This window comes from Micromonospora citrea, assembly GCF_049629545.1.
Classification (GTDB): domain Bacteria; phylum Actinomycetota; class Actinomycetes; order Mycobacteriales; family Micromonosporaceae; genus Micromonospora; species Micromonospora citrea_A.
Genome location: NZ_JBNADX010000001.1, coordinates 23,203 through 41,107 on the forward strand (window position 1 = coordinate 23,203; position 17,905 = coordinate 41,107).

The following is a 17,905-nucleotide window of genomic DNA, read 5'->3' on the forward strand; positions in this document are numbered from 1 at the left end:
CCCGACGGCAGGGGTGGCCGCCGGGCCGCCCCGGCCGTCGGGGGAGAATGGCGCCATGGCGTACGACGCGTTGGTGCTGGTCTCCTTCGGCGGCCCGGAGCGGCCCGAGGACGTGATGCCCTTCCTGCAGAACGTGACCCGGGGCCGGGGCGTCCCGCCCGAGCGGCTCGCCGAGGTCGCCGAGCACTACCTGCACTTCGGCGGCGTCTCCCCGATCAACCAGCAGTGCCGGGACCTGCTCGCCGCGATCCGGGCGGACTTCGCCGCCCACGGCGTCGACCTGCCGGTCTACTGGGGCAACCGGAACTGGGACCCGATGCTCGCCGACACCGTCACGCAGATGCGCGACGACGGGGTGAAGCGGGCCCTCGCCTTCGTCACCAGCGCCTACGGCGGCTACTCGTCCTGCCGGCAGTACCAGGAGGACATCGCCGCCGCCCGGGCGGCGGTCGGCCCGGACGCCCCGGTGATCGAGAAGCTGCGCCAGTTCTGGGACCACCCCGGCTTCATCGAGCCGCACGCCGACGCGGTGCGGGCCGCCCTCGCCCAGCTCGACCCGGCGCAGCGGGACACCACCCGGATCGTCTTCACCGCCCACTCCGTGCCGACCTCGGCGGCGGCCACCGCCGGCCCCACCGGCGGGCGCTACACCGCGCAGTTGGCGGAGGTGGCCCGGCTGGTGCACGCCGCCGCCGCGCCCGAGCTGCCGTACGACCTGGTGTGGCAGAGCCGCTCCGGGCCGCCGCAGGTGCCGTGGCTGGAGCCCGACGTCAACGACCACCTGACCGCGCTCGCCGGGCAGGGCGTGACCGGCGTGGTGGTGTCCCCGATCGGGTTCGTCTCCGACCACCTGGAGGTGGTCTGGGACCTGGACACCGAGGCGCTGGAGACGGCCGAGCAGCTCGGCCTGGACTTCGCCCGGGCCGGCACCCCCGGCACCGATCCGCGCTTCGTGGCGATGGTCCGGGAACTGGTCGCGGAGCGCACCACCCCCGGCGGGGAGCGGTTGCGCCGCCGCCTCGGCGAGCTGCCGATGTGGGACACCTGCCCCACGCCGTGCTGCGTGCCGGCCGCCCGCCGTCCCTGAGATCCACCGACCCCGACACCCCCTGGGACGACACGATGCAGGATCGCAAGCCGGTGCAGAGCTGGCTCACCGACATGGACGGCGTGCTGGTGCACGAGGGCCAGCCCGTCCCCGGCGCGCCGGAGTTCGTCAAGCGGCTGCGCGCCTCGGGCAAGCCGTTCCTGGTGCTGACCAACAACTCCATCTACACCCCGCGCGACCTGCAGGCCCGGCTGGTGCGGATGGGGCTGGACGTGCCGGAGGAGGCGATCTGGTCGTCCGCGCTGGCCACCGCGCAGTTCCTGGCCGACCAGCGGCCCGGCGGCACGGCGTACGTGATCGGCGAGGCCGGGCTGACCACGGCGCTGCACGCTGTCGGCTACGTGCTCACCGACTTCGCCCCGGACTACGTGGTGCTGGGGGAGACCCGCACCTACAGCTTCGAGGCGATCACCAAGGCGGTCCGGCTGATCAACGACGGGGCCCGGTTCATCTGCACGAACCCCGACGTCACCGGCCCGTCGGTGGAGGGCGCGCTGCCGGCTGCCGGCTCGGTGGCCGCGATGATCTCCAAGGCGACCGGGGTGGAGCCGTACTTCGTCGGCAAGCCCAACCCGATGATGATGCGTTCGGCGCTCAACACCATCGAGGCGCACTCGGAGAGCACCGCGATGATCGGTGACCGGATGGACACCGACATCCTCTGTGGGCTGGAGGCGGGGCTGGAGACGATCCTGGTGCTCACCGGGATCAGCACCCGGGTGGAGGCGGAGCGCTACCCGTACCGCCCCTCGCGCATCGTCGACTCCGTGGCCGACCTGATCGACGAGATCTGACGCCGGGCATCGCGCGCGGCCGGCGGCTCCCCGCCGGTCCCGTTCCACCGCGTGGGTACGCCGACCGTCCGGTGGTCACCGGAGGAAGTCGGCGACCACCGGCGCGAGGGTGGTGGCCGGCACCTGGTGCCATTCCCCGGGCAGGGTGCGGTGCACCGCGTTCGGCAGCAGCGCCGCCGCGGTGGCGGCCATGCCGGCGAGGTCGTCGCTGCTGCCGGCGCTGCCGAGGATCAGCGCCGGTGTCGCGGCCCGGGCGAGCAGGCCGGCGGTGGTCGCTTCGCTGAGGCTGCTGTCGTACGCCAGGGTGTGCGCCACCGACACCATCGCCGTCCAGTGCGGCGAACCGCGCATGCCGGCCAGCATCTCCTCCGGCACCCCGATGGACGTCAGGAAGAAGGTGACCGCGTCCGCGCCGGACAGCTCGCGCAGCTTCGTGGTGAACGCCCGCTGCTCGGCCGAGCCCTCCGCCGGGTCGAGCGGGGGTTCCAGCAGGGCCAGCCGGTGGACGTCGAGACCGGCAGCCGCCGCGTGCAGCGCGAGCAGGCAACCGGACGAGTACCCGTACAGCGACGCGGGGCCACCGACCGTGGCGATCAGCGCGGCGAGGTCCTCCACCTCGCGCTCCGGCGCGTACGGCAGGGTGTCCGTGCTGTCGCCGCGCCCCCGGCGGTCGTAGCGGTGGACGGTGAAGTCGGCGGCGAGCAGGTCCGCCAGTTCGCCGAGCGGGCTGTTGGCCCGGTAGTGGCCGGCAGCGTCGATGAGGATCAGCGGCGGCCCGGAGCCGGCGCTCTCGTACGCGATCCGGGTGCCGTCCCGTGAGGTCGCCGTTCCCATGAACTGAACGGTACAGTACAGTTCGAGCATGCGGAAGGACCTCAAGCGGCGGGCGATCCTCGACGCCGCGCTCGCGGAGTTCCTGGAGCACGGCTACCTCGGCGCCGCGATGGACCGCGTCGCCGGGCGAGCGGGCGCGTCCAAGGTGACCGTGTACGCGCACTTCGCCGACAAACGTGCCCTGTTCGAGGCGGTCTTCACGTCTGCCGTCGCCGACGCCGAGCGGGCCGGATCGCCGTTCGTCGACGCGCTGGCCGAGTCCGACGACCTGCCCCGCGACCTGCGCGCCTTCGCCCGGGAGCACATCGTCACGGTGACCCGGCCGCACCTCGTCCAGTTGCGTCGGATGCTCATCGGCGAGGCCGGCCGCTTCCCCGACCTGGCCCGCGGCTGGCACCGCGCCGCCCCGGAGCGCGGCCACGCCACCCTCGCGGCCGTCATCACGCGACTGGCGGAGCGGGGGCTGCTGCACGCGCCCGACCCGCTGCTCGCCGCACAGCACCTCAACTACCTGATCCTGTCGGTACCGCTCAACGAGGCGATGTTCGCCGTCCGCGACACGTTCCCGGCGGCGGAACTGGACCGCTGGGCCGACGAGGCGGTCCGGGTCTTCCTCGCCGCGTACGGCGCGTAGAGCTGTCCGCCGGGCGCTCCGGCGGCCGGCCCGGGGCGTGCAGGTGGGGGCGAACTACGGACGCAGCGGGGCGTTGCAGGCGGCGACCAGGGCCTGCCGGCAGGCGGTGGTGAGCGGGCGCAGCGCCGCGTCGCGCTGTTGGGCCTCGTAGTTGTTGATCGCCCCGCCCGGCGCGCTCTCCCCGGCCAAAGCCAGGACCCGGTCCAGTACGGCGGCCCGGGCGAAGAGGCGGCGGGCGCGCGGGTCGAAGCCGGGTGGCAGGTCGGTGGTCCCGTCGGGGCGGCGCAGCGCGGCCAGCGCCCCGGCCAGCTCGGGCCGCCACTGGGCCACGTCGAGCCGGGTCAGCGCGGCGGTGGACTCCGCGAGCGCGGCGGCCAGTTCGGCCTCCGCCTCGGCGGCCCCGGGGGAGAACGGCGACGCCTTCGGCGCGTCCGCCGGCAGCGGGTAGACCCGCCACAGCACCGTCTCCCAGGTCATCCCGGAGCCGGAGGTGTGCGTGCGCACCTGCGGGATCAGCCCCAGCGGCCCGGCGACGACCGCCTCCCCGGCCAGCAGCGCCGCGCCGGTGAAGTCACCGGGGCCGGGCAGCCCGCGCGGGTCGCCGGGTGCGGGCAGCACCAGGCGGATCTCGTCGGGGGAGAGCTTGGCGAGGGTGGGCAGGGCCTGCCCCAGCGGCACGTCGGTCCAGGTGCCGGGCGCGTCGGCGACCAGGTGCTCCTCGTCGCCGGCGATCTCCTCGGCGACCTCGTCGAAGGGCACCAGGCCGGCGCGCCAGGCGCGCACCCAGGCAACGAACCGGCTCGACCGGCGCGGGGCCAGCGTGGCCGCGCCCGTTGCGGGGAGGGACATGCCGAAAGGGTACGTGGTCTCCGCGCGCCCTGTCTCGACTGCCGCTCCGGTGGCGTGGCCTGACCCGAACTGCCCGCTTCGCCCCCTGCCGGCCGGCTCGGCATGGATCGCCGGGCTCCGCCGACCCGCCACGCCGACCCGGTGCGCGGGTACGGCGGCGCGTCGCCGGGCGGCGTGCCGGCAATCCGGTTAGCGTGATCCACATGGCGGGGCGATACGACGGGGACGTGCTGGCGGGGGACTGGCGGCGGCGGAAGGTCACCCCCGAGGTGGACGCCGAACCCGACCTCGTGGTCGAGGACGCCGACTCCGGTTTCTGCGGCGCGGTGGTCGGGTTCGAGTCCGGCGCGGTGGTGCTGGAGGACCGGCACGGCCGGCGGCGCAACTTCCCGCTGCTGCCCGCCGCGTTCCTGCTCGACGGTCGGCCGGTGACGCTGCGGCGGCCGGCGCGTGCCCCGGTGCCGGCGGCCCGCAGGCGCACCGCGTCCGGCTCGATCGCCGTCGCCGACGTCCGGGCGCAGGTGGCCAAGGCCAGCCGGATCTGGGTGGAGGGCGTGCACGACGCCGCCCTGGTCGAGCGGATCTGGGGCGACGACCTGCGCATCGAAGGCGTGGTGGTGGAGCCGTTGGACGGCATCGACGCGCTCGACGCCGAGGTGAGCGCCTTCGCTCCCGGCCCGGGGCGGCGCCTCGGCGTGCTCGTCGACCACCTCGTGCCCGGCTCCAAGGAGAGTCGGATCGTCGCGCAGGTCACCTCCCCGCACGTGCTGGTCACCGGCCACCCGTACGTGGACGTCTGGCAGGCGGTGAAGCCGAAGGCGCTCGGCATCGCGGCGTGGCCGGTGGTGCCGCCGGGACGGCCGTGGAAGGAGGGCGTCTGCGCGGCGCTCGGGGTGGCCGAGCCGGCGGACATGTGGCGGCACATCCTGTCCCGGGTGGACAGTTTCGCCGACGTGGAGACCCCGCTGATCAACGCGATGGAACGCCTCATCGACTTCGTCACCGAACCCGCCTGAGCGGGACCGACCCGGGGCGGTCGGGCGTGCCGTCCCGCGCCGGGCCCGGGTCGACCTGGTCACCGTCGGCCGGCCCGGTCAGGGCTGTTGCTCCGGCGTACGGGTGAGGACGAAGGTGGCGACGTCGAGCGCGACCGCCCGCCCCGCCCGGTCGCGCAGGACGGTGAGGAGCTCGCCGTCCTGGCCGCCGGAGCGGCCCCGCCAGCGGTCCGGGCCCTCCGGGGTGAAGCGCAGTGTCGGCTCGCCGGGCGGGCCGGCCCACAGCTCGCCGGCGGTGTCGACGCGGACCTCGAACTCGATGCCCATCCACCACCAGCGGCCGGTCAGTTCGGCCAGCTCGGCGGGGGGCGGGGCGAGCGCCGGCCGCCACGGCGTCACCGGGGCCGGCTCGGCGTCCAGCACCAGGGTGAGCAGTTGCCGGGCGAGCCCGCCGATGTGCCCGGAGCGCATCCCGTACGCGTTGGCGAAGCCCACCACCGCGGTCCTGGTGGGGCGGTGCACCGCCAGGGCGGCGACGTAGCCGGGCATCGAGCCGCCGTGGCCGACGTACACCCGCTCGCCCTCCCGGTAGAGCTCGATTCCGAGGCCGTGCCCGCCGGTCCACGAGTCGAGGTCGTTGATCACCACCGGCGCGCACATCTCGGTCAGCGTCTGCGGCGCGAGCACCCGCGGGTCGGGGTCGGCCAGGAACGCCGCCCAGCGCCCGAGGTCGGTGACGGTGGACCAGAGCTGCCCGGCCGGCGCCATCGCCCCGGTGTCGGTACGCGGTTCCTCCCGCAGCGTGTCGTGCCACGGGTGCACCACGTAGCCCCGGGCGTACGGCTCGGTGGCGTCGTAGCCGGTGCGGTCCATGGCCAGCGGCGTCAGGATCCGCTCGCGCAGCAACTCCGCCCAGGGCGTGCCGGTGAGCCGCTCCAGCACTCCGCCGAGCAGCCCGTACGCCAGGTTGGAGTAGTGGTATCCGCGCAGCGGCGGGTAGGCGATCTTGTCCGGGGTCAGCCCGCCGAGCAGGGTCGCCAGGTCGACGCCCTCGGTCCGCTCCCACCACTGCCCGTCCGGCTCCCGTTGCAGGCCGCCGACGTGCCCGAGCAGGTGGCGCAGGGTGAGCGCGCCGACGGGCGTGCCGGGCAGGTGCTGCTCCACCGGGTCGTCGAGGCGCAGCCGGCCGGCGTCGCGCTGCTGCATGACCAGTGTCGCGGTCATGGTCTTGCTGATCGACCCGAGGCGGTACTGCAGGTCGGCGTGAGGGCGGGGGTGCTCGCCGGCGGCCGCGAGGTGGGCGAATGTCCCGTCGCGCACCACCCCGAGCGCCAGCGACGGGACCCGGCCGGTCGACTGGGCGCGGGCGACGAGCATGTCGAGCTGGCGGACGGTCTCGGGCAGCAGGGTCACGGCGGTCTCCCGGGTCGGCGCGGCTGCCGTCGAGCCTACTGATCATGGCGGGTCGGCAGAGGGTGCGCGGGCGTGTCACGATCGGGGGGTGGACGCCGTGGTGTGGATCGTGCTGGGAGTGCTGCTGGGTGTCGCCGAGATCTTCACGACGACGCTCTTCCTGATCATGTTCGCGGCCGGCGCGTTCGCGGCGGCCGGCGCCGCCGCACTGGGTGCTCCGGTCCCGGTGCAGGCGGTGGTCTTCGCCGTGGTGTCGGCGCTGTCGGTGGCGCTGGCCCGGCCGGTGATCAAGCGACACGCGCGCAGCACCCTGGAGACCGGCGAGCAGCCGTTCGGGGTGGAGGCGCTGGAGGGTGCCACCGCCCTGGTGCTGGAGCGGGTGGACACCGACCACGGCATGGTGAAGATCGACGGTGAGTTGTGGACCGCGCGGGCGTACGACGCGACGCAGTCCTTCGAGCCCGGTGAGCGGGTGCAGGTGATCAAGGTTCGGGGTGCCACCGCCCTGGTGTGGCAGGACGACATTTCCTCCCCCGGTGAGCTGCCGGAAGCGAAAAGGTGAGCGGTATGGAATTTGCAGCGGTCCTGTTGATCGCCGTGGCGGTGATCGTCGTGGTGACCCTGATCAAGGCGGTGCGGATCGTGCCGCAGCAGCGGCAGGATGTGGTCGAGCGCCTCGGCAAGTACAAGCGGACGTTGAACCCGGGCCTGAACCTGCTGGTCCCGTTCATCGACGCGGTGCGGACGAAGGTCGACATGCGCGAGCAGGTGGTCAGCTTCCCGCCGCAGCCGGTGATCACCTCGGACAACCTGGTCGTCTCCATCGACACGGTCCTCTACTACAAGGTGGTCGACGCGGTGCGGGCGACCTACGAGATCGCCAACTTCATCCAGGCGATCGAGCAGCTCACCGTCACCACCCTGCGCAACGTGATCGGCTCGCTGGACCTGGAGCGGGCGCTGACCAGCCGCGAGGAGATCAACCGGCACCTGTCCGGGGTCCTGGACGAGACCACGGGCCGGTGGGGCATCAAGGTCACCCGGGTGGAGATCAAGGCGATCGAGCCGCCGCCGAGCATCCGCGACTCGATGGAGAAGCAGATGCGCGCCGAGCGGGACCGTCGCGCCGCCATCCTGACCGCCGAGGGGCACAAGCAGTCGCAGATCCTCAGCGCCGAGGGTGAGAAGCAGGCGGCGGTGCTGCGCGCCGACGGTGACCGGCAGGCCCGGATCCTGCAGGCCGAGGGTCAGGCCAAGGCCATCCGTACCGTGTTCGACGCCATCCACCAGGCCAACCCGAGCCAGAAGGTGCTCGCCTACCAGTACCTCCAGGCGTTGCCGCAGATCGCCAACGGCTCGGCCAACAAGGTCTGGATCGTCCCGGCCGAGCTGACCAAGGCCCTGGAGGGGATGGGTGGCGCGCTGGGCGGGCTGAGCCGGATGGTCGGCGACGAGCCGACGCCGGAGGCGTCCGACACCGCGAGCGAGGTCGAGCGCGAGGCCGCGGAGGCGGCGCGGGCGGCGGCCACCGCCGCCCAGCAGATCCACGACGAGGTACGCGTCGCCGAGGCGCAGGCCACCGGCGGGAAGACCCCGCAGGGGCTGCCGGCCCCGGAGCCGGTCTCCCCGGCGAGCCTGCTGACCGACCCGGCCGACCAGCGCGAAAGGGGCTGACCCCGGCGTCGTCCCCGACCCGGGACGGCAAATGCGAGAATCGCTCATCCTGCGCCCCGGCGCCTGCCACGATCGGTCCGAGAGGACGGGTGGTGGCCAGGAGTCGGGGCGCCGGTGCGTCCCGCGCCGCCCGTCCGGGATCGCGCGAGGTGAGGCATGGATCCGGCGAAGCGGTTGTTCACCCGTACCCCGGTGACCGGTGCGCACGACCCGACCGGCCCGCTGGGCACCCGGCGGACCGGCGGGGGGTTCGGGGTGCTGCCCTTCGTCGGCGACCCGGCCCCGGCGGCGCCGGCCACCGACGCCAGTTGGGCCTGGTCGCTGCGCCGTTTCGCCCGCGCCGCGGTCTGGCTGCTGCCCGCGTACGCGGTCCTCTACGGGGTGGTGGCGATGGCCAGTGACGGCGGGGTGGGCAACGACCCGTACCCGGCCGACGGACAGCCGATCTACCTGGTCGGCTGGGTGGCGGCGGTCTGGCTGGGCCTGCTCGCCCTGCTCGCGCTGACCGGACTGCTGGCCGCGACCCGGGTCCGCCGGGTCGCCGTGGCCGGCCTGCTGGTCGGTATCGCCGGCACCGTGCTGATGCTGCCCTTCGCAGGGCTGGCCGAGCAGACTCCCGTCTTCGGCACCACGGCCCGGATGCTGGTGCTGGTGGGCGCGACCTGCTACAGCGCCGGCTGGCTGCTCACCGGCTGGTCGGTCGCCCGCTCCGGCATGTTCGCCATCGGCGACGGGACGATGCTGATGATCGCCGCCCCGCTGCTGGGCCTCGGTGGGGCGCTGATCGGCTCGTTGCAGACCTTCGGGGCGATCTTCGTGCTGATCGCGGGCATCGGCATCGGCTACCGCTCCGGCCGCCTGGTCCCCGCCACGATCGCCCGCGACGCCGCCACCGCCAGCGTCGCCACCCCCTCCACCCCCGGCGGCCCCCAGGGCCCCCTCCCCGCCGCCTGACCCACCCCACCCCACCGGCGTGATCAAGAAGTTTGCGCATCGATCCGGCCCGAAAACGTGCGCAAACCTCTTGATCACCGCCGAAAGGGGTGAGGGGAGACGCGGGGGACGGTGGGGGAGGGGTGGGACGGGGAGGGGGTGGGGTGGAGAAGTCGCTGGCAGGTCACCGTGAGTTAGCTGACAATCGCGGTTCGCCGGTGGCCTGCTGCTGGTCGGCGTGGCAATCCTGGAGCGCATGCCCCGACCCCGGACGCCGCTGTCGCGGCTCTTCACCGTGCTGATCGCCGGCCTGCTGGCCGGCCTCGTCCTCGCGGTCGCCGCGCTGCCGGGCAACCTGCTCGCCGGGTTCGCCACCAAGGCGGCGCTCGGGGCGTACGACGACCTGCCGGCGGCGCTGCGCACCCCGGCCACCCCGCAGCGCTCCTACCTCTACGCCAACGACGGCAGGACGCTGCTCACCACGTTCTACGACGTCAACCGCAGCGACGTGCCGCTGGCCGAGATCGCCCCGGTGATGCGGCAGGCGATCGTCGCCGCGGAGGACCGGCGGTTCTACTCGCACGGCGGGGCGGACCTGCGCGGCATCGCCCGCGCGCTGGTATCCAACGTCACCGGCGGCGACACGCAGGGCGGCTCGACGCTGACCATGCAGTACGTGCGCAACGTGCTCAAGAGCGACCCCAACCGCACCGCCGAGGAGCGGCAGGCGGCCACCGAGCAGACCGTCGGGCGCAAGCTCCAGGAGATCCGGTACGCCACCGAGCTGGAGGACGTGCTCAGCAAGGACGAGATCCTCAACCGGTACCTCAACATCGCGTACTTCGGTTCCGGCGCGTACGGCGTGGCGGCCGCCGGTCAGCGCTACTTCGGCAAGGCGCCGGCCGACCTGACCCTCGGCGAGGCCGCCCTGCTCGCCGGTCTGGTCCAGTCGCCCGACGAGTACAGCCCGATCGACGGCGACGCCGAGGCGGCCCTGGTCCGGCGCGGGTACGTGCTCGACGCGATGCGCGACACCGGCGTGATCACGCAGGAGCAGGCCGACCGGGCCCGGGCCGAGAAGCTGACCCTGCGCCCCACCGCCCAGCCCAACGGTTGCGTGGCCACCCGTACCGCCGACACCGGCTTCTTCTGCGACTACCTGCGCCGCTGGTGGCTGGAACAGCCCGCGTTCGGCGCGACCCCGCAGGAGCGGGAGCAGGCCCTGCGCCGGGGCGGCTACACCGTGGTCACCTCCCTCGACCCGGACGTGCAGGCCACCGCCGTCTCCGAGGCCCGCAGGGTCTACGCCGACGACGAGGCCCGCGCCCTGCCCATCGCGGCGGTCGAGCCGGGCACCGGCCGGATCCTCGCCATGGCGGTCAACCGGCAGTACGGCGTGGCCGACGGCCAGACCGTCAACCCGCTGGTCTCCGGCGGCGGCAGCATCGAGGGCTACCAGGCCGGATCCACGTTCAAGCTGTTCACCATGCTCGCCGCGCTGGAGTCGGGGCGTACCCTCTCGACCGGTTTCGACGCGCCCAGCCGGCTGCCGACCCGGTACGCCGCCGAGGGCGAGGGCAGCTGCGACGGCAAGTGGTGCCCGGCCAACGCCAACCCGGAGCGGATGGACGGCTACCGGATGATGTGGGACGCCTTCGGTCGCTCGGTGAACACCTACTTCGTCTGGCTGGCCGAGCAGGTCGGCCAGGACAAGGTGGTCGAGATGGCGCAGCGCCTCGGCATCACCTTCCGCGCCGAGTCCGACGCCAGCTTCGCCGCGAACGACGCGGCCGACTGGGGCGCGTTCACCCTCGGCGTGGCCGCCACCACCCCGCTTGACCTGGCCAACGCGTACGCCACCGTGGCCGCCGAGGGGACGTACTGCACCCCGACGCCGGTGGAGTCGGTGACCGCGCCGGACGGGACGCGGGTGCCGGTCGGCGACCCGGACTGCGAGCGCGTGCTGAGCCAGGACGTGGCCCGGGCCGCCACCGACGCGGCGCGTTGCCCGGTCGGCCAGCAGTCCGCGTTCGGGCAGTGCAACGGCGGTACGGCCGGCGGCGTCGACCGCATCGTCGGCCGTCCGGTGGCCGGCAAGACCGGTAGCTCGGAGAAGAACGCCACCGAGACGTTCGTCGGGTTCACCCCGCAGGTCGCCGTCGCCGGCATCGCCGCCAACCCGGACGACCCCAGCGACGCGGTCGGTGGGCCGGTGCAGTCGCAGGTGATCGCGGCGGTCGCCCGGATCATCCGGACGGCGGTCGACGGCGAGCCGGTGCGCGACTTCACCGCACCGAGCCGGGCCCTGGTCGGGGACATGCGCCGACCCGAGCCGCCCCGGCCGTCGCCCGCGCCCACCGAGCCCTCGCCGGAGCCGAGCATCCCGCCGGACCTGCTGCGCTGGCTGCAGAACCGCCGCGGCTGACCATCGCCGCGGACCGGGTCCCCGCCGTCCCGTGACGGCGGGGCCCTCATCCCCGGTACGGGCCGACGCGGAACATGCCGGTCATGTCGTCGTGCACCGCGTAGCCGAAGCGGCGGTACAGGCCGGCCGACCCGCCGGCGGCGAACAGCCCGACGAAGGTACGCGACGAGGCGCGGCCCGCGACCCACTCCTCCAGCCGGCGCAGGATGGCCGCGCCGACGCCCCGACGCTGCCGTTCGGGCCGCACCGCCAGGTCCTGGAGGTAGTAGTAGATCGCCCCGTCGCCGATCAGCCGGCCGAGCCCGATCACCCGGTCGCCCTCGACGGCCACCACGGCGTGCAGGGACGCGGCCAGCGAGGCGGGGATCGCCGCCGGGTCGTACGCGTCGGTCCAGCCGACCGCGCGGGTGACCTCGACGAACTCCTCGACGGTAGGCAGGCGGTCGACCAGGCGGTACTCCATGATCAGGACGGTAGCCGCTGGTGCCCCGCCGCGCCGCCGATCACCGTGTCGACCGCCTCGTCCAGGGCGGCGGCCACCGCCGCCCGGTCCCCCTCGCCGCGCGGCGGCCCAGCCGTCGGGCCAGCGCGTTCCACACCGGGCGACCGCCGGCGTTCTCCAGGTATTTGGCGGGGACGCCGGCCGCGGTCAACCGCCCCGCCAGCGCCTTCGCCCGGGTCGACTTGCCGGAGCCGTCCACCCCGAGCAGCGCGACGATCACGGAACGGGCCACGTCCCGGCACGGTAGCCGCATCGGGCAAGAAGATCTTCCGGCGGTTGTCGGGTCACGCCGGTCCGCTCCGACCTACCGGTGAGAGCGCCCGACCGGGGCGCCCGCCGGAAGGGGAGACCGACATGCGCAGGCTCGTCCACTGGGTGCACCAGTCCGTCGACGGCTTCATCGAGGGTCCGGACGGGGAGTTCGACTGGCCGGCGATGGGGCCGGAGCTCTCCGCGTACTCGCTCGGGCTGACCGACCGGGCCGGCGCGTTCCTCTACGGGCGGCGGGTCTGGGAGCTGATGTCCGGGTACTGGCCCCGGGTGGAGTCGATCTCCCAGCACCCCCACGACCTGGCCTTCGCGCCGATCTGGCGGCGTACGCCGAAGGTCGTCGTCTCCCGTACCCTCGACGTCGCCGACCACGGTGCCCGGGTCGTCGGCCGCGACCTGGCCGCCGAGGTCACCGCGTTGAAGGCCGAGCCCGGCGGCGACCTGCTGCTCACCGGCGGCGCGGGGGCAGGCGCGGCGCTGACCGACCTCGGCCTGGTCGACGAGTGGCAGGTGGTGGTCCACCCGGTGGTGCTCGGCGGTGGCACGCCGACCTTCCCCGGCAAGGACCGCGCCGACCTGCGCCTGGTCGGGTCCCAGGTCTTCGACGGCGCGTCCGTGCTGCTGCGCTACGAGCGGGCGGCCGGGTGAGACGGTGGCCCGGATCGCCGATCCGGACCGCCCCGACCGGCCGGTGACGGGCACCCGGCAGAATCGTCGGGTGCCCGTCCTTGAGATCACCGACCCGGACGACGAGCGGATCGCCGACTACCGTGCGTTGACCGACGTCGAGCTGCGTACCCGCTGGGAGCCCCCGCACGGCCTCTTCATCGCCGAGGGGGAGCTGGTGCTGCGGCGGGCGTTGCGGGCCGGCTACCCGGCCCGGTCGTACCTGGTCGACGCCAAGCGCGCCGACCAGCTCGCCGACCTCGACACCGGCGACGCGCCCGTCTACGCGGCGACCCCCGACGTGCTGGAGAAGGCGACCGGGTTCCACGTGCACCGGGGGGTGCTCGCCTCGTTCCGGCGCAAGCCGCTGCCCAGCGCGACCGAGGTGCTGGCCGCCGCCCGTCGGGTGGTGATCCTGGAGGACGTCAACAACCACACCAACCTGGGCGCGGTGTTCCGGGGGGCCGCCGCGCTCGGGATCGACGCGGTGCTGCTGTCGCCGTCCTGCGCCGATCCGCTGTACCGGCGCAGCGTGCGGGTCAGCATGGGCGAGGTCTTCGCCGTGCCGTACGCCAAGTTCGAGCGCTGGCCCGCAGGCTTGGACCAGGTGCGGGACGCGGGCTTCACCGTGCTCGCCATGACGCCGGCCCCGGACGCCGTGCCGATGCAGCGGTTGACTCCGGCGCAGCGTGCGCGGGCCGCGCTGCTGCTGGGGGCCGAGGGCCCCGGCCTCACCGCGGCGGCCCAGTCCGCCAGCGACGTACGGGTGGTCATCCCCATGCGGCGCGGGGTGGACTCGCTGAACGTCGCCGCCGCTGCGGCAGTGGCCTTCTGGGAGCTGGGTCGCGACGATCCGCCGCTCGGCGGCGGGTAGCCGCTGCCGAATCACACGCCGGCTTGCATGACCATGCGATCTGATGAATAATCTTGCCTTGTGTCCAAGGTTCTCACCTCCCTGCCCATCGGCGAACGTGTCGGCATCGCCTTCTCCGGCGGCCTCGACACCTCGGTCGCGGTCGCGTGGATGCGCGACAAGGGCGCCGTTCCCTGCGCCTACACCGCCGACATCGGCCAGTACGACGAGCCCGACATCGGCTCGGTGCCCGGTCGTGCGCTCAGCTACGGCGCCGAGGTCGCCCGACTGGTCGACTGCCGCGCCGCCCTGGTCGAGGAGGGCCTGGCAGCGCTGACCTGCGGGGCCTTCCACATCCGCTCGGGCGGGCGGGCGTACTTCAACACCACCCCGCTGGGTCGGGCCGTGACCGGGACCCTCCTGGTGCGGGCGATGATCTCCGACGACGTCCAGATCTGGGGCGACGGCTCGACCTTCAAGGGCAACGACATCGAGCGGTTCTACCGGTACGGCCTGCTGGCCAACCCGCAGCTGCGCATCTACAAGCCGTGGCTCGACGCGGACTTCGTCACCGAACTGGGTGGGCGCAAGGAGATGTCGGAGTGGCTGCTCGAACGCGGCCTGCCGTACCGGGACAGCACCGAGAAGGCGTACTCCACCGACGCCAACATCTGGGGCGCCACGCACGAGGCGAAGACCCTCGAGCACCTCGACACCGGCATCGAGACGGTCGACCCGATCATGGGAGTCCGGTTCTGGGACCCGTCCGTGGAGATCCCGACCGAGGACGTCACGATCGGCTTCGACCAGGGTCGCCCGGTGACGATCAACGGTAAGGAGTTCGGCAGCCCCGTCGACCTGGTGCTGGAGGCCAACGCCATCGGCGGCCGACACGGTCTGGGTATGTCGGACCAGATCGAGAACCGGATCATCGAGGCCAAGAGCCGGGGCATCTACGAGGCGCCCGGCATGGCGCTGCTGCACGCCGCGTACGAACGGCTGGTCAACGCCATCCACAACGAGGACACCCTGGCGAACTACCACAACGAGGGCCGCCGCCTCGGTCGGCTGATGTACGAGGGGCGCTGGCTGGACCCGCAGGCGCTGATGCTGCGCGAGTCGTTGCAGCGCTGGGTCGGCACGGCGGTCACCGGCGAGGTGACGTTGCGGCTGCGCCGGGGCGAGGACTACTCGATCCTGGACACCAGCGGCCCGGCGTTCAGCTACCACCCCGACAAGCTGTCGATGGAGCGTACCGAGGACTCGGCGTTCGGCCCGTCGGACCGGATCGGCCAGCTCACCATGCGTAACCTGGACATCGCCGACTCACGGGCGAAGTTGGAGCAGTACGCCACCCTCGGCATGGTGGGCGGCGCGACCCCCCAGCGGATGGTCGGCGCCGCGCAGGCAGCCTCGACCGGCCTGATCGGTGCGATGCCGCAGGGCGGCGCGGAGGCCATCGCCTCCCGGGGCGTCCCCTCCGCCGAGGACGAGGCACTCGACCGCGCCGCGATGGAGTTCGGCGTCGACTGAACGACGTCTCCGAACGAGCAGACGGCCCCGCAGCCGGTGGCTGTCGGGGCCGTCGGCGGTTCGGGTGCTCCTCGGCGTGGTGGCTCTGTCGCGACGACGTGGGTACGCCGAACCGCCGGATCACCGTCCGGGGCCGCGCGTTCAGGAGAAGGGTCACGGAGGGTAGCGTGTCGGCCGTGTTCCCTACCGTCCGTGAGGTGCTCGCGCTGGACCCGGTCCGCCACGGCGCGCCGCGCCTGGTCGCCGGAGACGCCGGCCTGGACCGGCCGGTCCGCTGGGTGCACGTGGCCGAGGTGCCGGACATCGCCACCCTGCTCGGCGGCGGCGAACTCGTCCTCACCACCGGCATCGGGCTGCCCGCCGACGACGCGGGGCTGCGCGCCTTCATCGACGACCTGGCCGACGTCGGCGTCTCCGGACTGGTGGTCGAGTTGGGCCGCCGGTACGTCAGCGGGGTGCCCCGGGTGATGGTGGCGGCCGCCCAACGGCGCGGACTGCCCCTGGTCGAGCTGCGGCGGGCCACCCCGTTCGTCCGGATCACCGAGGCGGTGCACGCGCTGATCGTCGACGCCCAGCTGCACGAGCTGCGCGCCACCGAGGAGATCCACCAGCGGTTCACCGAGCTGTCCGTGGAGGGCGCCGGCCCGGCCGAGGTGGTGCGCCAGGCCGCCGAGCTGGCCGGCTGCCCGGTGGTGCTGGAGAACCTGTCCCGGCAGGTGCTCGCGTACGACCCGGCGGGGGAGAGCGCCGAGCTGCTGTTGGACGGCTGGGAGGAGCACTCCCGGCGGATCCGGCCGGCCGGCCGCACCGCGTACGACGCGGACAGCGGATGGCTGGTCACCACCGTCGGCGCCCGGGGCCAGGACTGGGGGCGGCTGCTGCTGCGCTGGCCGGGCGGCGGTGACCTGGGCGACGGTGGCTCCCGCCCGGCGGGCACCCCGCCCACCCGGCTCACCATCCTGGTGGAGCGGGCGGCCTCGACCCTGGCGCTGGGCCGGCTCATCCGGCGCGACGCCGAAGGGCTGGAGCGGCAGCTGCACCGTACGCTGCTCACCGCCCTGCTGGACCACTCCCGGCCGGTGGACGAGGTCGCGCTGCGGGCCAAGGCGCTCGGCGTCACCCTCGACCGGCGGCATCTGGTCGGGGTGGTGGTCCGGCACCGCCTCGACGAGCCGGTGGCCGACGGCGCCCCGGCGGGGGAGAGCGGCCTGTGGGCCGACGCCGCCCCGGCCCGGCTGCGTGACCTCGCCGAGGCGGTCGGCCAGGCGTTGCGGGAAGCGAAGCTGACCGCGCTGACCAGCGCCGTCGACGACCAGGCGGTCGGCGCTCTGCTCGCCCTGCCGGACGTCGCGGCCGAGGAGCGTGCGCTGACCGCCTTCGCCACCGCGCTGCGCCGCATCCGGCTCGACACCGCACCGTCCCGTCCGGTCGCCGTTCGGGCCGACGCGCCCGCCGCACCGTCCCGCCCGGTCACCGTCCGGCCCGACGCTGCCACGGCCCGGGTGGCGGGGGTGCGCGGCGAGGCCGGCGAGGGTCGGGGACCGGCCGGGCGGGCCGACGGGCCCCGGTCCGCCGGTGTCACCCCCGATCCGGGTACGGGTCGCCCGGACGCCGTCGTCGTGGCCGCCGGTTCCGGGGTGGGCAGCCTGCGGGAGGCGCGCCGGTCACTGATCGAGGCGCGGCAGATCGCCGACGCCGCCCGCCGGGACCGGCGCGACCTGCCGATCTTCCGGCTGCCGCACGTCGGCCTGGCCGGGCTGCTGCACCTGCTGCGCGACGAGCCGAGGGTGCAGACCTTCGTCGAGCGGGAACTCGGCGCGCTGCTGTCCCACGACGCCCGGCATCCCCGGGAGCAGCTGCTCGGCACGCTGCGGGCGTACCTGGACCAGGGGCGCAACAAGTCGGCGGCGGCCGCCGCGGCGCACCTGTCCCGGCCGGCCTTCTACGAGCGGCTGGCCCGCATCGGCCGCATCCTCGACGTCGACCTCGACTCCGTCGAGGCCTGCCTCTCCCTCCACGTCGCCCTGCTCGCCCTGGACGCCATCCGTCACGGCTGAGCAGTGCGGGCACCGTCGGGCTACCCTGCCCGACATGACGGTCCGGGACGACGACGACAACGTCGTCCCCGAGCGCTTTCTCAGCTGGAAGCAGCGCCACGGCCTGGACGAGCCGCAGTGGACGCTGTGGTACGTCTGCCTGCTGCTCGGGATGGCGAGCCTGCTACCGGCGGTCGGCACCCTTGTCACGGCGCGGACCACGATCGAGCGGGTCGGCGGGGCGGTCTGGGTCCTGGCCGACCTGGCACTGTTCGCCCTGGCCCGCTGGGCGTGGGTGCGCAGGACCGCCCGGGACACCGAGCGCTACGAGCAGTACCAGCAGTGGCTGCGTGACCAGCGGGAGGACGAGTCCGAGCCGACCTGAT

Annotated in this window: 18 protein-coding genes; 13 read left to right on the forward strand and 5 right to left on the reverse strand. The window is 74.0% G+C overall.

What is annotated here, in order from left to right; genetic code table 11:
* Positions 1-55: 55 nt before the first annotated feature.
* Together ACPFP2_RS00110 and ACPFP2_RS00115 are read left to right on the forward strand one after the other, a co-directional pair.
* Positions 56-1,087, forward strand: coding sequence for a ferrochelatase (locus tag ACPFP2_RS00110; RefSeq protein WP_424084846.1), 1,032 nt, complete (start codon positions 56-58; stop codon positions 1,085-1,087).
* Positions 1,036-1,902, forward strand: coding sequence for an HAD-IIA family hydrolase (locus ACPFP2_RS00115; RefSeq protein ID WP_424084847.1), 867 nt, complete (start codon positions 1,036-1,038; stop codon positions 1,900-1,902). The genes ACPFP2_RS00110 and ACPFP2_RS00115 overlap by 52 nt, the downstream gene beginning before the upstream one ends.
* Positions 1,903-1,977: 75 nt before the next feature.
* Here ACPFP2_RS00115 and ACPFP2_RS00120 read toward each other — a convergent pair whose 3' ends face one another.
* A complete protein-coding gene (locus tag ACPFP2_RS00120) occupies positions 1,978-2,736 on the reverse strand; it encodes an alpha/beta fold hydrolase (protein WP_424084848.1) in 759 nt (252 codons plus the stop codon).
* A 28-nt stretch (positions 2,737-2,764) separates the two neighbouring features.
* On the opposite strand from ACPFP2_RS00120, the gene ACPFP2_RS00125 reads away from it, so the two are divergent.
* Positions 2,765-3,370: a TetR/AcrR family transcriptional regulator gene (locus tag ACPFP2_RS00125; RefSeq protein ID WP_424084849.1), complete on the forward strand. Its 606-nt coding sequence runs from the start codon at positions 2,765-2,767 to the stop codon at positions 3,368-3,370.
* A gap of 54 nt (positions 3,371-3,424) precedes the next feature.
* On the opposite strand, the gene ACPFP2_RS00130 is transcribed toward ACPFP2_RS00125, so the two are convergent.
* Positions 3,425-4,219 carry a hypothetical protein gene (locus tag ACPFP2_RS00130; RefSeq protein ID WP_424084850.1) on the reverse strand — a complete coding sequence of 265 codons (795 nt, stop codon included), beginning with the start codon at positions 4,217-4,219 and terminating at the stop codon, positions 3,425-3,427.
* Between the two features lie 203 nt (positions 4,220-4,422).
* On the opposite strand from ACPFP2_RS00130, the gene ACPFP2_RS00135 reads away from it, so the two are divergent.
* Positions 4,423-5,235, forward strand: a complete 813-nt coding sequence (locus ACPFP2_RS00135; protein WP_424084851.1) for a DUF3097 domain-containing protein — start codon at positions 4,423-4,425, stop codon at positions 5,233-5,235.
* Between the two features lie 78 nt (positions 5,236-5,313).
* Here ACPFP2_RS00135 and ACPFP2_RS00140 read toward each other — a convergent pair whose 3' ends face one another.
* Entirely contained in the window at positions 5,314-6,627 is a 1,314-nt protein-coding gene (locus ACPFP2_RS00140; RefSeq protein WP_424084852.1) for a serine hydrolase domain-containing protein, read from the reverse strand.
* Between the two features lie 88 nt (positions 6,628-6,715).
* On the opposite strand from ACPFP2_RS00140, the gene ACPFP2_RS00145 reads away from it, so the two are divergent.
* The 4 genes from ACPFP2_RS00145 (at position 6,716) to ACPFP2_RS00160 (ending at position 11,659) form a co-directional block, all read left to right on the forward strand.
* A complete protein-coding gene (locus tag ACPFP2_RS00145) occupies positions 6,716-7,189 on the forward strand; it encodes an NfeD family protein (RefSeq protein WP_424084853.1) in 474 nt (157 codons plus the stop codon).
* Positions 7,190-7,194: 5 nt separating this feature from the next.
* Positions 7,195-8,301, forward strand: a complete 1,107-nt coding sequence (locus ACPFP2_RS00150; protein ID WP_424084854.1) for an SPFH domain-containing protein — start codon at positions 7,195-7,197, stop codon at positions 8,299-8,301.
* A 156-nt stretch (positions 8,302-8,457) separates the two neighbouring features.
* The gene (locus tag ACPFP2_RS00155) at positions 8,458-9,255 is read left to right on the forward strand and encodes a hypothetical protein (protein ID WP_424084855.1); all 798 of its coding nucleotides are present in this window, start codon (positions 8,458-8,460) and stop codon (positions 9,253-9,255) included.
* A 235-nt stretch (positions 9,256-9,490) separates the two neighbouring features.
* On the forward strand, positions 9,491-11,659 hold the full coding sequence (locus ACPFP2_RS00160; RefSeq protein WP_424084856.1) for a transglycosylase domain-containing protein: 2,169 nt from the start codon (positions 9,491-9,493) through the stop codon (positions 11,657-11,659).
* Positions 11,660-11,705: 46 nt separating this feature from the next.
* Here ACPFP2_RS00160 and ACPFP2_RS00165 read toward each other — a convergent pair whose 3' ends face one another.
* Positions 11,706-12,122 (reverse strand): GNAT family N-acetyltransferase, encoded by a 417-nt coding sequence (locus ACPFP2_RS00165; RefSeq protein ID WP_424084857.1) that lies wholly within the window; start codon positions 12,120-12,122, stop codon positions 11,706-11,708.
* 40 nt (positions 12,123-12,162) lie between these two features.
* Positions 12,163-12,393: a hypothetical protein gene (locus tag ACPFP2_RS00170; RefSeq protein ID WP_424084858.1), complete on the reverse strand. Its 231-nt coding sequence runs from the start codon at positions 12,391-12,393 to the stop codon at positions 12,163-12,165.
* Positions 12,394-12,515: 122 nt separating this feature from the next.
* Between ACPFP2_RS00170 and ACPFP2_RS00175 the strand changes: the two genes are divergently transcribed.
* The 5 genes from ACPFP2_RS00175 (at position 12,516) to ACPFP2_RS00195 (ending at position 17,904) form a co-directional block, all read left to right on the forward strand.
* Positions 12,516-13,079 carry a dihydrofolate reductase family protein gene (locus ACPFP2_RS00175; RefSeq protein ID WP_424084859.1) on the forward strand — a complete coding sequence of 188 codons (564 nt, stop codon included), beginning with the start codon at positions 12,516-12,518 and terminating at the stop codon, positions 13,077-13,079.
* A 13-nt stretch (positions 13,080-13,092) separates the two neighbouring features.
* A complete protein-coding gene (locus ACPFP2_RS00180) occupies positions 13,093-13,971 on the forward strand; it encodes a TrmH family RNA methyltransferase (RefSeq protein WP_424085649.1) in 879 nt (292 codons plus the stop codon).
* A 60-nt stretch (positions 13,972-14,031) separates the two neighbouring features.
* Positions 14,032-15,483 (forward strand): argininosuccinate synthase, encoded by a 1,452-nt coding sequence (gene argG, locus ACPFP2_RS00185; protein ID WP_424084860.1) that lies wholly within the window; start codon positions 14,032-14,034, stop codon positions 15,481-15,483.
* Positions 15,484-15,650: 167 nt separating this feature from the next.
* On the forward strand, positions 15,651-17,540 hold the full coding sequence (locus ACPFP2_RS00190; protein ID WP_424084861.1) for a PucR family transcriptional regulator: 1,890 nt from the start codon (positions 15,651-15,653) through the stop codon (positions 17,538-17,540).
* 34 nt (positions 17,541-17,574) lie between these two features.
* The gene (locus ACPFP2_RS00195) at positions 17,575-17,904 is read left to right on the forward strand and encodes a hypothetical protein (protein WP_424084862.1); all 330 of its coding nucleotides are present in this window, start codon (positions 17,575-17,577) and stop codon (positions 17,902-17,904) included.
* The last annotated feature ends 1 nt before the right edge of the window (position 17,905 follow it).

Coding starts and splice junctions, on each gene's coding strand:
- ACPFP2_RS00130 (WP_424084850.1), bottom strand. CDS start 4,219: ATGTCCCTCCCCGCAACGGGCGCGGCCACGCTGGCCCCGCGCCGGTCG.
- ACPFP2_RS00160 (WP_424084856.1), top strand. CDS start 9,491: ATGCCCCGACCCCGGACGCCGCTGTCGCGGCTCTTCACCGTGCTGATC.
- ACPFP2_RS00155 (WP_424084855.1), top strand. CDS start 8,458: ATGGATCCGGCGAAGCGGTTGTTCACCCGTACCCCGGTGACCGGTGCG.
- ACPFP2_RS00195 (WP_424084862.1), top strand. CDS start 17,575: ATGACGGTCCGGGACGACGACGACAACGTCGTCCCCGAGCGCTTTCTC.
- ACPFP2_RS00165 (WP_424084857.1), bottom strand. CDS start 12,122: ATGGAGTACCGCCTGGTCGACCGCCTGCCTACCGTCGAGGAGTTCGTC.
- ACPFP2_RS00135 (WP_424084851.1), top strand. CDS start 4,423: ATGGCGGGGCGATACGACGGGGACGTGCTGGCGGGGGACTGGCGGCGG.
- ACPFP2_RS00175 (WP_424084859.1), top strand. CDS start 12,516: ATGCGCAGGCTCGTCCACTGGGTGCACCAGTCCGTCGACGGCTTCATC.
- ACPFP2_RS00150 (WP_424084854.1), top strand. CDS start 7,195: ATGGAATTTGCAGCGGTCCTGTTGATCGCCGTGGCGGTGATCGTCGTG.
- ACPFP2_RS00125 (WP_424084849.1), top strand. CDS start 2,765: ATGCGGAAGGACCTCAAGCGGCGGGCGATCCTCGACGCCGCGCTCGCG.
- ACPFP2_RS00110 (WP_424084846.1), top strand. CDS start 56: ATGGCGTACGACGCGTTGGTGCTGGTCTCCTTCGGCGGCCCGGAGCGG.
- ACPFP2_RS00120 (WP_424084848.1), bottom strand. CDS start 2,736: ATGGGAACGGCGACCTCACGGGACGGCACCCGGATCGCGTACGAGAGC.